This window comes from Paraburkholderia sp. BL27I4N3 (assembly GCF_003386115.1).
Lineage (GTDB): Bacteria > Pseudomonadota > Gammaproteobacteria > Burkholderiales > Burkholderiaceae > Paraburkholderia.
The window spans coordinates 261645-274763 of sequence record NZ_QREJ01000002.1; the positions used below are offsets into that span (position 1 = coordinate 261645).

Here is a 13119-nt window from a genome sequence, read left to right on the forward strand (position 1 = left end):
ATGCAACAGTCCATTTCACCGGCCGACGCAGCGCGCAGCGACAACCCGCGCTGGCGTCAGCGTCCCTCTGGCTCTAACTGGGGCGATTTTGGTCCTGACGATCAGCGCGGAAGACTGAACCTGATCACGCGGGAAAAGGTACTTCAAGGCATCGCGGAAGTACGCGAAGGGATGACCTTCTGCCTGAGCCTGCCGCTTGATCGCCCCGGCGGTAGTGTCCTGAATCCGCGCCGGCACCCACCGTGCAATCATCCGAACGAGCGCAACGGTCAGCCGAATATCAACTATCAGATGGGTAAAGACGATGGCGGACTCAGTACAGATGTCATGTCAGACGATGTGATGACGCTTTATTCACAATACTCGTCACAATGGGACGGACTCGCCCACGTGGGCAGCATGTTTGATGCCGACGGCGATGGGATTTCGGAACCGGTGTACTACAACGGCTACCGCGCTGGCGAGGACGTCGGGCCAGGCGCGAAAACGCATGCTCCAGACGGCGAAGATAAGCATGGTGTACCTATCGCCCGCGCGCTCGGCATCGAGCATATGGCGGCACATGGCGTGCAGGGGCGTGCGGTCATGATCGATCTGTTTGCTCACGTCGGTCGTGCATACCGCCCATTGGGTTTCGACGAACTGCAGCGGATCATCGAAATCGACGGGGTCAAGATCGGGCGCGGCGACATGGTCTGTCTGCGCACGGGTTTCGATGACGTCATTCTCGGCATGGACAAGCAACCCGACGCGGACTTGTTGCATCACTCGTGCGTTGGGCTCGACGGCCGCGACGAGCGTTTGTTGAACTGGATCACCGAGTCCGGACTTGCGGTCCTGATCTCCGATAACAACGCAGTTGAGTTCGAGTATAAGGACGCGCTGGCTTCGCGCAGTTCACGCATTCCGCTGCATGAGCACTGCATCTTCAAGAACGGCATCCATCTCGCCGAACTATGGTGGCTCTCGCCACTGGCCGACTGGCTGCGCAAGCACGCACGCAACAGATTTCTACTGACTGCACCGCCGTTGAGAATGCCGGGGGCAATCGGGTCGCCAGTCACCGCGGTCGCGACGGTGTGAAGTGAACTTAATGTAGAAATCTCCACTACGCTGCACAGTTGCGACCTTTCAAAGGTGCTCCGGAACGGGAGATGCCGGATCGCAAAGCGGACGGAATTAATTGCCATGTGATTTGGTATCCTAAATATGATAAAGGACTGAAAATGAAGACTACGAAAATTCCGGCTGGGAGCCGCATCCGCACACTTGCGACCGCTCCGCTGAACGATTACGCGCAGTCTGCCTTCAGTAAATTGGGCGAAGTCATCGTGGCCTCGGATGCGAGCGAGGATGCCTTGATCGAGCAGATTGGAGACGCCACAGCGATGGTTGTGCGAGGCGCTGCACCGATTACTGCACGTGTGCTGGATGCGGCACCGAACCTACGCGTGATGGGCCGGACTGGCGTCGGTTACGACACGATTGACGTGGACGCTGCGACCGCTCGCGGCATTCCGCTGGTCTACACACCAGGCGTCGGCGCCCGCGCGGTAGCCGAAGCAGGGATGACTTTCATGCTCGCGCTGTGCAAACGAACGCTCGAATGGGATGCCCAGTTGAAGCGCGGCAACTGGGACAGCCGGTACCAGATGCAGGGCGGCGATCTGGACGGCAAAACCCTTGGTATCGTCGGCTTTGGGCGCATAGGACAGGCGCTGGCGCAAATGACAAAGCCGTTCGAGATGAAGGTGATCGCATACGATCCGTTCGCCGACGCAGCACAAGCCACGCAAGACGACATCGAACTCGTGAACCTCGACGAACTGCTTGAACGTTCGGACTTTGTGTCTTTGCATTGTCCTCAGACGCCAGAAACGCGCGGGTTGATCAATGGCGCGCGTATCGCGCAAATGCGCCGTGGAGCGTTCCTGATCAATCTTGCCCGGGGCGGGGTAATCGAAAGTCTGGACGTCCTGCATCAGGGTCTCGCTTCCGGTCAACTCGCCGGCGTTGCTCTGGACGTGTTTGATCCGGCACCGCCCGACATTGAGCATCCCCTTTTTAAAATGGCGAATTGCATCACGTCACCACACTCGATGGCAACGACGCTTGGTGCGATGACCCGGATCTTCAAATCGATGACGGACGACATGCTTTCGATTCTGGCCGGTGAGGCGCCACGCTTCGTTGCGAACCCCGAAACCCTGAAAACGGCCGCGACCGCCTGAAATCTGATTCTATAGCGTGGGAGTTGGAAAATGCTCAAACCAAATACATTCAAACGTGCTTTGTATGGCGACCAGTTGCAGATCGGGTTGTGGTGCTCTCTTGCTGGCAACGTAACGTCGGATCTCATCGCAGCCTCCGGGTTCGACTGGCTGGCCATCGATATGGAGCACTCTCCAAACGATCTGCCCAGCGTACTGATCCAGCTCCAGGTTATGGCCGCCTATCCGCTCGAAGCATTGGTGCGACTGCCGAGTTCTGATCCCTACCTGACCAGACAACTCCTGGATACTGGCGCGCGTTCGCTGATCTTCCCGTGCATAGAGAGCGCGGCGGAAGCTGCCTCGATTGTTGAACAAACCCGGTATCCGATGAAGGGTAAGCGGGGGGTGGCAGGCCTGCAGCGAGCCAACCGCTATGGACGCGTGCCCAGCTATCATCGCAACGCCTCAGAGGACATTGCGCTGGTGATGCAGATTGAGTCGCCGGCTGGCGTGAAAGCGGCGGCCGAAATCGCATCCGTAGACGGAGTTGACGCGCTTTTCGTTGGTCCGTCTGATCTGGCCGCGACGATGGACTGTCTTGGCAATCCATCGGACCAGGCAGTGCAAGCTGCGATTTCGGAAGTACAGCGGGCGGCCCGGAGCGTCGGCAAAGCCGCTGCGATCCTCGCGTCGGCTCATGTGGACGCGCGTCGATACATCGAAAACGGCTTCTCGATGGTGGGAGTTGGCACCGATCAGGGGCTGCTTGCGCGCGGCTGCGACGATCTGGTAGCGATGTTCAAACCGTCGCGCTGAGTTCTGATCCGGAATCTACATCAACTACCTGGCCGCCGAGACGTGATTAACGAACGTCTGACAGGCGATATCAAGAGGCAACCACGATGGCAAACATTGGTTTTATCGGATTGGGCATCATGGGCTCGCACATGGCCCGCAACCTCATCAAAGGAGGGCATTCGCTATTTCTCGATGGCGCATGGCCAGTGCCAGGCGATTTACGTGAGGCCGCTCGCGTGATGCCGAACGCGACCGAGGTCGCGAGCGCTGCGGAAGTCGTGATTCTGATGGTGCCAGACACCCCCGACGTAGAAAAGGCACTCTTTGCGCCACAGGGCGTCGCGGCTGGCCTCTCGGCGGGAAAGCTGGTGATCGACATGAGTTCGATCTCTCCCATCGAGACGCGTCTATTCGCCAAGCAGATCACCGATCTCGGATGCGACTACCTTGACGCCCCGGTGTCGGGTGGCGAAGTCGGCGCCCGTGAAGCGACGCTAACCATCATGGTCGGCGGCCCTGACGCTGCTTTTGCGCGTGCCGCACCGCTTTTCGAGTTGTTGGGCAAGAATATCTCATTGATTGGCGCTGTTGGCGCAGGACAGACCTGCAAGGTCGCTAACCAGATCATCGTGGCGTTGAACATCGAGGCGGTTGCTGAAGCTTTGGTGTTTGCCTCATCGTCAGGGGTTGATCCTGAGCGCGTGCGGAAGGCCCTGATGGGAGGTTTTGCTTCGTCGCGGGTGCTCGAAGTCCACGGCGAGCGTATGACGAAGCGAAATTTTGACCCTGGGTTTCGAATCGCTCTGCACCAGAAAGATCTGAATCTTGCGCTCGACGGAGCGCGCAAGTTGGGGCTTGCGTTACCGAACACGGCAAGCACGCAACAGTTGTTCAACCTGTGTAAGGGGCTCGGTGGCGAAGCCTGGGATCATTCCGGACTCATTCGCGCGATTGAGCGCGGTACGCCGCAAGAACGGAGCGAATAAACCGCATCTGAAATACGCGACCCATAAAAACCCATTTGTCGCGAAACGGAGGAGACATGTCTGATTCAAAAAGCGTACCCACTGCCAATGTCGCCCCAAGCATACGCGGCGCGAAGCCAGCGGCCGCTCACAATCCCACAACTGACCCAGAAGTCGTAGGTGCGAGTGGTTCAGAACGGCTGTCACGTGATGCGCGCAACGTTCTGATTTTCGTTTTTCTCGCGTGGGTTGTCGATGCGGCTGACAGTACTATCTATTCACTCACGATTCCGCAAATCCGGGAAGAGTTTGGCCTTTCGCTCGCGACAATGGGTGTGATCGCATCGGTTTTTCTTGGGGGAACGGTACTGGGCGCGGCGCTGTTGCCGATCATTGCCGAGAAAAAAGGGCGTCGCATCGGCATGGTCGTATGCGTGAGCCTGTTCTCGTTGTTCACGGGTCTCGTAGGCATCGCGCAGCACGCGTGGGTGCTGACGATCGGCCGCTTCTTGACTGGCTGCGGCACCGGCGCTGAATGGCCGATTGGTGCGGCGTACCTCTCCGAGATGGTGCCGGCGAAGCGGCGCGGTGCGGCGATGGGATTCATGCAGGCGGGCTATCCTATCGGCTTCTTCATCGCGGCCGGCATTTATGCCATGTTCTCGTGGCTTGGGTGGGGATGGCGCGCCTGCTATCTCGTCTTGCTGCTGCCGGCTGTGATGTGCCTCCCAATTGTGATGTGGCTCAAGGAAAGCCCTGCATGGCTCGCGCGTCGTGCGGCCGGCGTGGCGACAACGGAACGGCCCGCAACTCAGGCGGTGAAGTTTCGAGATCTGTTCTTGCCGCGCTACCGCCGGCTCACAGTTATCTCAATCGGATTGCATGTGTTCGGCGCAATCTTCTCATACGGCCTCGTTGTCTGGGTGCCGAGTGCGATCGCCATTGACTTCCATTTCCCGAAGTTGCAGACAGCGCAATTCGTCATGTTGTCGTGGGGCGTGGGCACGTTCGGTTATCTTCTGTCTGGACCGCTCGCTGATCGGATCGGCCGCAAGCCCACGCTGACTATTTACACGGCAATCGGTGTGGCGGCGGTCGCGTACCTCAACTATCTTCATCAGCAACCGGTTGTGAGCTTCTCGCAACTGATTGTGCCCGGCGCGTTGATTGGGACCAGTCTCGGCGTTTCGGGGATCTATATCGCTTACACAAGCGAGATCTTCCCGGCACGTCTACGGACACACGGGCTGGGTTTCTCCGTCGCAGTAGGCAAGGTGACGGCGCTGTTCGTGCCCGCCGTGCTTGGTTGGGTCGCCCAGTATTCGTCAATCACGACCGCGCTTTTGCTATCCACGTCGATCGGTGTGTTGATGTTACCCGTCATTTTCCTTGGGCCGGAAACCGCTCGAAAGCAACTCGAAGACATCGTCAGCTAGTCCGCATTATCCAACCCGAGCCGGCGGCGGCTCTGCGGCGACGCTTTCGCGTCGTCGCTCATAACTACAAACCGATATTCAGGAGATCATCCAGTGAGAAAGTCCAGCTTTCCCATGCTGGCGGCGCTTTGCGTCGCGGCGCCGGCTTACGCACAAAGCAGCGTAACTCTGTACGGCATCATCGACGAAGGCCTGATGTACGTGAGCAACGCGCGAGTGACATCCAACGGCGCTACCCACAGTGGCCGCATCATCGGACTGTCGAGCGGCGTCCTTTCCGGCAGCCGCTGGGGCTTGCGTGGGGCCGAAGACCTCGGAGGCAAGCTTCAGGCGATTTTCGTGATCGAGAACGGATACGATCCGAGTACCGGGAAGCTCAATCAGGGAGGTTTAATGTTTGGACGCCAGGCATATGTCGGCCTGTCTTCGCAGACTTTCGGGTCGGTCACGCTGGGCCGCCAATACGATGCGTCGCCGGATATGGTCGGTTATCTCGCAGCGGGCTCCCAATGGGCCGGCTATATCGGCGCGCACCCGGGCGACCTCGACAACTTCAACAACTCATATCGCACTAACAACGACATCAAGTACACCAGCCCGAGTTGGGCGGGCTTCAGGGTTGAGGCGACCTATGCGCCTGGTGGCGTTGCTGGTGACTACACGCGGAACCAGAATTTTTCTGCTGGTGCGAGTTACCTGAACGGGCCTCTGACAACCGGAGTCGCGTACGTCAACGTGCGTAACCCGAATGTCGGCTATTTCGGCGCCAATAGTCAGACTACGCTCACCGCAGCGACCTCAAACGTATCCGCGGGTACACCCGTCTACAGCGGCTTTGCATCTGCGCACACATACCAGAATATTGCGGCCGCAATTGCCTATCAGTTTGGCGCGGCGACCATCGGCGGCACTTACGCGAACGTCCGATTCTCCGGCCTGGGCGACGCATCGTCAGGACCGAACACGACGGGCTATCGCGGCAACGCCGTTTTCAATAGCGCCGAGGTGAGCTTAAGGTATCAGATTACACCGGCGTTGCTTGTGGGCGCGGCGTACAACTATACCCACGGGGGCAGCGCAGATTTCGTGGGTGGTTCAAAGGAAGCGGCCACGTATCACCAAGGGGCACTGGGCATCGATTATTTCCTTTCGAAACGCACGGATTTGTATCTGATCGGGGTCTACCAGCGTGCTCTTGGTACGGATTCGACGAACCACTCTGCTGTGGCTGCGATTAATGGTTTGTCCGCATCTGACAATGGCCGGCAGGCGGCATTGCGTCTAGGCTTGCGTAGTAAATTCTGAGCGGGATCCTAAGACGTACTGATGGCAACTGCTACGGAGGCTTGAATGCATAACGACAGCGTGTTATCCCGACCAGATGCGAATGCCGCAGGTCAGGAGTCGATTCGTTTGCTATATCGGAAGATCGCCTGGCGCATCATGCCAATTCTGTTTCTTGGTTTTGTGATCTCGTCGATAGACCGATCAAACATTGGATTTGCGAAGTTGCAGATGCAGAACGATCTGGGATTTAGCAATTCCGTGTACGGCATCGGAGCTGGAATCTTCTTCATCGGCTATTTCGTTCTTGAAGTCCCCAGCAATCTGCTGCTGCATCGGCTTGGCGCCCGCGTATGGATTACCCGGATTATGGTCACCTGGGGCGTCGTATCGGTACTAATGTTTCTCACGCGTGGCCCCGCGTCCTTCTACCTTTTGCGTTTCCTCCTGGGCATCGCCGAAGCGGGTCTCGTGCCTGGTGTGATTCTTTACCTCACCTACTGGTTTCCTTCAGCGCGTCGCGCGCGTATGGTGGCGGTCTTCTACACGGCTGTGGCGGCGTCCGGAATTGTCGGTGGACCGGCGGCAGGGTGGATCATGGCGCATTTCGCAGGGTTCCACGGACTTGCAGGTTGGCAATGGCTCTTCATCCTTGAGGGCGTACCGGCGGTGCTGTTGGCGGCCGCTGTCTACCGCTATCTCGACGACAACCCTGATAGAGCTGCGTGGCTTACTCCGGCACAGCGGGCGTTTGTAACGAGCCAATTGGATTCAACTGAGCAGGACGCGGATGCGGGGGCGTGGCGCGTGTTCGGAACGCCACTGATGTGGCTGTTGACAACGGTCTTTTTTATGATCTGCGTGAGCATGATCGGCGTGGCGATGTGGCTGCCCACCCTCATTCAGGCCACGGGTGTTTCCGACGTTTTTCACGTCGGGCTGTTGAGCGCGGTGCCGTATCTGGTCGCAACAATGGCCATGATTCTCGTGAGCCGACATTCTGACCGTACTGGGGAGCGGCGCTGGCACGTTGCGCTACCGATGATCATCGGTGCAGGCGGCCTTGGCGTGAGTGTCGCATATGACCACAATACCTTGATTGCGCTTGGCGGCCTCACTGTCGCCACAACGGGGATTTTGTCTGCTATGCCCCCGTTCTGGAGCGTACCTGCGGGATTCCTGCGCGGGCGTGCTGCCGCAGCTGGAATAGCAATGATCAATGCCTTAGGCAATTTAGGCGGGTTTTTTGGACCATTCTTTATTGGATACACGCGCGACCTGACCCATAGCACTGCGTCAGGCATTACTGCGATTGCGGTTGCACTTGCGATAGGGGGCGTGCTGATGCTTGCTGTACCCACTTCTAAACGTCTGCGCGTCGTTTCTTCGACTTCGGTCAGCACGGTCGCTTCTTAGAGAATGTTTCAAAAAGAGTCGTCCGAGCGCTGAAGCGTTCGCCAGCAGATCAGGCAGCACGCGAGTTTAAGGAGCCCTTCATGGATGTCGGCACGACGCTCATATCGAGTGCGAAGGCGGCGAAATCCATGCAGCCACGCGTTGGTTCGCTCGACGACCCAACGGACTTTACCCAGACCGCTGCCATGAGGTTCGCCACGCCGGGCGATCGATGTGGGGATGCCCGCAGCGTGCAAGGGCCGTCGATACTTGTCGTGGTCGTAAGCGCGATCCGCATAGATTCGGCCCGGCTTGCAAAGTGGTCGACCGCGCAAGCCACGAACCGGCGGGATCGCATCGACCAGTGGAAGCAGTTGCGTGATGTCGTTGCGATTCGCGCCAGTCAGGATGACCGCGAGCGGCGTACCGTTGGCGTCGGTGGCGACGTGATGTTTGGAACCGGGTCGCGCGCGATCGGTGGGGTTCGGTCCAGTTTTTCGCCCGCCCCAACCGCTCGAACAGAAGTGGAATCGATGACGACGCGAGAAAAGTCGATCCGGTCGGCGGCACGCAACTTTGCGAGCAGGATCTCGTGGAGCCGATCCCAGACGCCGGCCTGTTGCCAGTCGCGCAAGCGCCGCCAGCAACTGATACCCGATCCGCAGCCCATTTCGGCGGGCAGATCGCTCCAGCGAATGCCGCTTTTGAGCACGAACAGTATCCCGGTCAGCGCGGCCCGATTGGCCACGGGCTTGCGCCCTGGATACCGGAAGCGTCTCGGCCTTGCTGGCGGTAGAAGTGGTTCGATCAATGCCCACAATTCGTCGTCGATGATTTGCCTGACCATCTCCTCGCTCCGCTCGTCACAACGCTCGAGGTTAACAGCTTTGCGTTTGAGTTAAGGAAGGTCTGCAGAAGTCCTGGCATTGTGTTGCTGCTGAGCTATCCTGGAAACAGAGCTAATTGGGTGAGGAGCAGTGTGATGACGCAACTTGGTCTTGGTCTGGATCTGTCAACGAAGCGCACGCGCAAGCGGGAATTTCTCGATGAGATGCGACGCGTTGTGCCTTGGTTGAAGCTGATTGCGCTGATCGAGCCGCACTATCCCACGGGCAAAACCGGTCGGCCGCCGTTCCCGATTGCGACGATGCTGCAGATTCATTTCATGCAGCAATGGTTCGGTTTGTCAGACCCTGCTATGGAAGAGGCACTCTATGACGTGCCGCTGTATCGCGAGTTCGCGGGTCTCGACGGCGGGATGGTTCGCTTGCCGGATGAAAGCACGATTCTTCGGTTCCGCCATCTGCTGGAAACGCACGGACTGGCGGTGCAAATGCTGGCGCTGGTCAATGAAATCCTGACGGAGAAAGGCCTGATGCCCAAGGCTGGTTCGGCAGTCGACGCCACCCTGATTGCCGCGCCCAGTTCGACAAAGAATGGCTCCGGCACGCGCGATCCTGAAATGCAATCGACGCAGAAAGGTGGTAACTGGTACTTCGGGATGAAAATGCATATCGGCGTGGACGCCGACTCGGGCCTGGTCCATACGGTCATTGGAACGGCGGCCAATGTTCACGACATCACGGTAGCCCAGGCGTTGCTGCATGGTGAAGAAACGGATGTGTACGCGGACGCCGGATATCTGGGTATCGAAAAGCGATGTGAGGCTGACGCGGTTCGTTGGCATGTTGCAATGCGACCGGCAAAGCGAAGGAAACTGGATCTGAGTGATTCGCTGGACGCGATATACGATCAGATCGAACGCCTGAAGGCGGGTATCCGGGCCAAGGTCGAACACCCGTTTCGCATCCTCAAACGGCAGTTCGGTTACATGAAGACCCGCTATCGTGGTTTGATGAAGAACACCGCCCAGATCACCACGCTGTTTGCTTTGGGCAATCTATGGATGGCACGTAGAGCTTTGCGCAAAGCTTGAAACACCGGGCCGATGAAGGCCATATATCTGGTTGGAGCGCTCCGGTGCGCGGAAAAAACTCCGGCAATCAACTCACCGACAAAAATCTGAACGCCGAGGCCGCGCAGGATGTGAAAGATAACGCTTCAAAAAGCGGGTTGTGCAGACCTTCCTTAACAGTAGTCGTAGCTCTTTTTGAAACATCGTCTTAGTGCTGAAAAGCAATTTGCTTCCACGTTCTCACCATGATGCAGATGACCATAGATATTCTTACTAGTGCATTGAAGGTTGACCGCTGTCCTGTTTCTGAATCCTTTGCGGAGCCATGCGATGACTGACCTTTCCAACGGGAAGCAGCAAATGATATCGGGCGGCACATCCTGTCAAGATACCGACCCGCAAGAAACTACCGAATGGCTGGAGGCGCTTGATGGAGTGATCCGCAACGTTGGACAGGATCGCGCACAATTTCTGTTCGACCGGCTGGCGGAATATGCCGTATCGCTTGGCATCGAATCATCGCGAGAACGTGTCACGCCCTACCGAAATACGATTGCATACGAGCAGCAGCCTCGCTATCCCGGCAACCTCGAACTTGAGGAACGACTGGCTGCGGCGCTTCGATGGAACGCGCTCGCTATGGTTGTCCGGGCGAACAGGGCGTACGGTGAGCTTGGCGGGCATATCGCCAGCTACGCGTCAGCAGCAGATCTGTTCGAAGTGGGATTCAACCACTTTTTCAGGGCAACAGCGCCGGATGCTGATGAGGGCGAGGGCGGAGATCTGGTCTATTTTCAGCCGCATTCGTCTCCCGGGGTTTACGCACGCGCGTACCTCGAGGGCTTTTTGAGTGAGGAGCATCTTTGTCATTATCGCCGGGAGATTGCAGGCCCCGGCTTATGCTCTTATCCTCATCCATGGCTGATGCCGGATTTCTGGCAATTTCCAACAGGGTCAATGGGCATCGGACCGATCAACTCGATCTATCAGGCCCGCTTCATGCGGTATCTGCAAGACCGTGGCCTCGCCAAGACCGATGGCCGAATGGTATGGGGCTTTTTCGGCGACGGCGAGATGGACGAGCCGGAATCACTGGGTGCCCTGTCTCTCGCTGCACGAGAGCGGCTGGACAATCTGGTGTTCGTGATTAACTGCAATTTGCAGCGCCTCGATGGTCCTGTTCGAAGCAATGGACGGATTATTGACGAACTGGAGTCCCACTTCATTGGAGCGGGTTGGAATGTCATTAAGGTTGTCTGGGGATCCGACTGGGACGGGCTCTTCGCGCGTGACAGGACCGGTGCACTGTTGCGCGCCTTTGCGCATACTGTCGACGGGCAGTTCCAGACGTTTTCTGCTAACGACGGAGCGTATAACCGTGAGCACTTCTTTGGACAGAATGCGGAGCTCGCCGCGCTGGCCGCGCAGTTGAGCGATGAGGAAATCGATCGCCTCAGACGAGGCGGCCACGACGTGCGCAAACTCCACGCCGCATATGCGAAAGCGCTTTCTCAGAACGGACAACCGACAGTTATTCTCGCAAAGACCATGAAGGGTTTTGGTATGGGGACGTCGGGCCAGGGGCGCATGACGACGCATCAACAGAAGAAGCTGGAGTTCGATGATCTGAAGGCGTTCCGCGACCGCTTCCGTCTCCCCCTGTCTGACGCAGACGTCGAAGGCGTCAGATTCTACAAGCCTGCGGAAGATAGCGCGGAAATGAAATACTTGCGCGCACGGCGCGCAGACCTGGGCGGATATCTGCCCAGGCGTCGACGATTGGCATCAAAAGCAGTCAAGGTGCCCGAGATTGCCTCGTGGGCGCAGTTCGCACTCGAGGCGAGCGGCCGCGAAATGTCCACCACAATGGCTCTTGTACGGATGTTGACCGCGTTGCTGAAAGACGCGGAGGTCGGTCAGCGTGTTGTGCCTATCGTCGCTGACGAAGCACGCACGTTTGGTATGGCGAACATGTTCCGTCAGGTCGGAATCTATTCTCCGGTCGGGCAGCTTTACGTGCCTGAAGATCTCGGCTCGATGTTGTACTACCGCGAGGAAAAGAACGGACAGATCCTCGAGGAAGGTATTTCGGAGGCTGGCGCAGTATCGTCGTGGGTCGCGGCGGCAACCTCCTACAGTGTCCACAATCTGCCGATGCTGCCCTTCTACATCTATTACTCGATGTTTGGCTTTCAGCGAATTGGTGATCTGATTTGGGCGGCTGCCGATCAACGGGCGCGCGGTTTCCTGATCGGTGCGACGTCAGGCAAGACGACGCTCGGAGGAGAAGGCTTGCAGCACCAGGACGGCACCAGTCACCTCGCTGCATCCACCATTCCGAATTGTCGCGCATATGATCCTGCATTTGCCTACGAAGTCGCCGCAATCGTCGACGAAGGAATGCGCGAGATGGTCGAGCTTCAGAACGACGTGTTCTACTACGTCACCGTGATGAACGAAAATTATGCCCAGCCGTCGGTACCGGACGCGAATCTCAATGTACTGCGTGAGGGAATTCTTAAAGGCATATACCCGCTGGCCGTACCACATTCGCTAGGCTCAACCCAGGCGTCGGTACAACTGCTAGGTTCTGGAGCGATTCTTAGCGAAGTAATTGCGGCTCAACATATTCTGAGGGACGACTGGCAAGTCAACGCCTCTGTGTGGAGCGTGACAAGCTTCACCGAATTGCAACGCGATGGCATGGCGGCGGAACGGCTCACGCGGCTTGGCGAGGCAAGGGAGGCAGCTTATCTCACGAAGGTATTGCACGCATCGGAAGGTCCCGTGGTAGCCGCGACCGACTATGTGCGCGCAGTGCCTGAGTTGATTCGCGCCTATGTGCCGCGTCGTTATGTGACGCTTGGCACGGATGGCTTCGGCCGTAGCGACACCCGACAGGCGTTGCGGGAGTTCTTCGAAATAGATCGGAACTCGATAGTGATTGCTGCGCTCGGGGCTCTTGTGGACGACGGTGAAATTGACAGATCCGTAATCGAGCAGGCCCGTGCCCGGTATGGAATCGCCAAACCTTCGGACCGCGCACCCTGGCAACGTTAAGCGGCGCGAGAACTTGCCTGTGTCGCGCGGCAATACGGATGCGGCATAGGACT

At 57.9% G+C, this 13119-nt stretch carries 10 protein-coding genes; 9 read left to right on the top strand and 1 reads right to left on the bottom strand.

What is annotated here, in order from left to right; all coding sequences use genetic code 11:
- From B0G71_RS38460 to B0G71_RS38490, 7 genes are all read left to right on the top strand, one after another.
- Positions 1-1083, top strand: a complete 1083-nt coding sequence (locus B0G71_RS38460; RefSeq protein ID WP_116149614.1) for a cyclase family protein — start codon at positions 1-3, stop codon at positions 1081-1083.
- 71 nt (positions 1084-1154) lie between these two features.
- A complete protein-coding gene (locus tag B0G71_RS38465; RefSeq protein ID WP_116149616.1) occupies positions 1155-2231 on the top strand; it encodes a hydroxyacid dehydrogenase in 1077 nt (358 codons plus the stop codon).
- A 30-nt stretch (positions 2232-2261) separates the two neighbouring features.
- Entirely contained in the window at positions 2262-3029 is a 768-nt protein-coding gene (locus B0G71_RS38470) for an HpcH/HpaI aldolase/citrate lyase family protein (protein WP_116149618.1), read from the top strand.
- Positions 3030-3115: 86 nt separating this feature from the next.
- Complete coding sequence (locus B0G71_RS38475) at positions 3116-3997, top strand: 2-hydroxy-3-oxopropionate reductase (RefSeq protein WP_116149620.1); 882 nt, start codon at positions 3116-3118, stop codon at positions 3995-3997.
- 56 nt (positions 3998-4053) lie between these two features.
- Positions 4054-5412 (top strand): MFS transporter, encoded by a 1359-nt coding sequence (locus tag B0G71_RS38480; RefSeq protein ID WP_116149622.1) that lies wholly within the window; start codon positions 4054-4056, stop codon positions 5410-5412.
- Positions 5413-5526: 114 nt separating this feature from the next.
- Positions 5527-6717, top strand: a complete 1191-nt coding sequence (locus B0G71_RS38485) for a porin (RefSeq protein WP_116149624.1) — start codon at positions 5527-5529, stop codon at positions 6715-6717.
- 45 nt (positions 6718-6762) lie between these two features.
- Entirely contained in the window at positions 6763-8112 is a 1350-nt protein-coding gene (locus B0G71_RS38490) for an MFS transporter (RefSeq protein ID WP_116149626.1), read from the top strand.
- Between the two features lie 8 nt (positions 8113-8120).
- Here the strand turns inward: B0G71_RS38490 and B0G71_RS38495 are convergent.
- Positions 8121-8938 (bottom strand): IS5 family transposase gene (locus tag B0G71_RS38495; RefSeq protein WP_258875832.1). Its coding sequence is split into 2 segments (ribosomal slippage): positions 8121-8590 and positions 8590-8938, totalling 819 coding nucleotides; the frame shifts between segments, so codons are not numbered across the junction.
- Between the two features lie 135 nt (positions 8939-9073).
- On the opposite strand from B0G71_RS38495, the gene B0G71_RS38500 reads away from it, so the two are divergent.
- A complete protein-coding gene (locus B0G71_RS38500; RefSeq protein ID WP_116149627.1) occupies positions 9074-10027 on the top strand; it encodes an IS5 family transposase in 954 nt (317 codons plus the stop codon).
- 309 nt (positions 10028-10336) lie between these two features.
- Entirely contained in the window at positions 10337-13066 is a 2730-nt protein-coding gene (gene mdeB / locus B0G71_RS38505) for an alpha-ketoglutarate dehydrogenase (protein ID WP_116149629.1), read from the top strand.
- The last annotated feature ends 53 nt before the right edge of the window (positions 13067-13119 follow it).

What these genes read in the sequence shown, in the direction of transcription:
- B0G71_RS38460 (WP_116149614.1), top strand. Translation starts at nt 1, where the DNA reads ATGCAACAGTCCATTTCACCGGCCGACGCAGCGCGCAGCGACAACCCG.
- B0G71_RS38465 (WP_116149616.1), top strand. Translation starts at nt 1,155, where the DNA reads ATGCCGGATCGCAAAGCGGACGGAATTAATTGCCATGTGATTTGGTAT.
- B0G71_RS38470 (WP_116149618.1), top strand. Translation starts at nt 2,262, where the DNA reads ATGCTCAAACCAAATACATTCAAACGTGCTTTGTATGGCGACCAGTTG.
- B0G71_RS38475 (WP_116149620.1), top strand. Translation starts at nt 3,116, where the DNA reads ATGGCAAACATTGGTTTTATCGGATTGGGCATCATGGGCTCGCACATG.
- B0G71_RS38480 (WP_116149622.1), top strand. Translation starts at nt 4,054, where the DNA reads ATGTCTGATTCAAAAAGCGTACCCACTGCCAATGTCGCCCCAAGCATA.
- B0G71_RS38485 (WP_116149624.1), top strand. Translation starts at nt 5,527, where the DNA reads ATGCTGGCGGCGCTTTGCGTCGCGGCGCCGGCTTACGCACAAAGCAGC.
- B0G71_RS38490 (WP_116149626.1), top strand. Translation starts at nt 6,763, where the DNA reads ATGCATAACGACAGCGTGTTATCCCGACCAGATGCGAATGCCGCAGGT.
- B0G71_RS38500 (WP_116149627.1), top strand. Translation starts at nt 9,074, where the DNA reads ATGACGCAACTTGGTCTTGGTCTGGATCTGTCAACGAAGCGCACGCGC.
- mdeB (WP_116149629.1), top strand. Translation starts at nt 10,337, where the DNA reads ATGACTGACCTTTCCAACGGGAAGCAGCAAATGATATCGGGCGGCACA.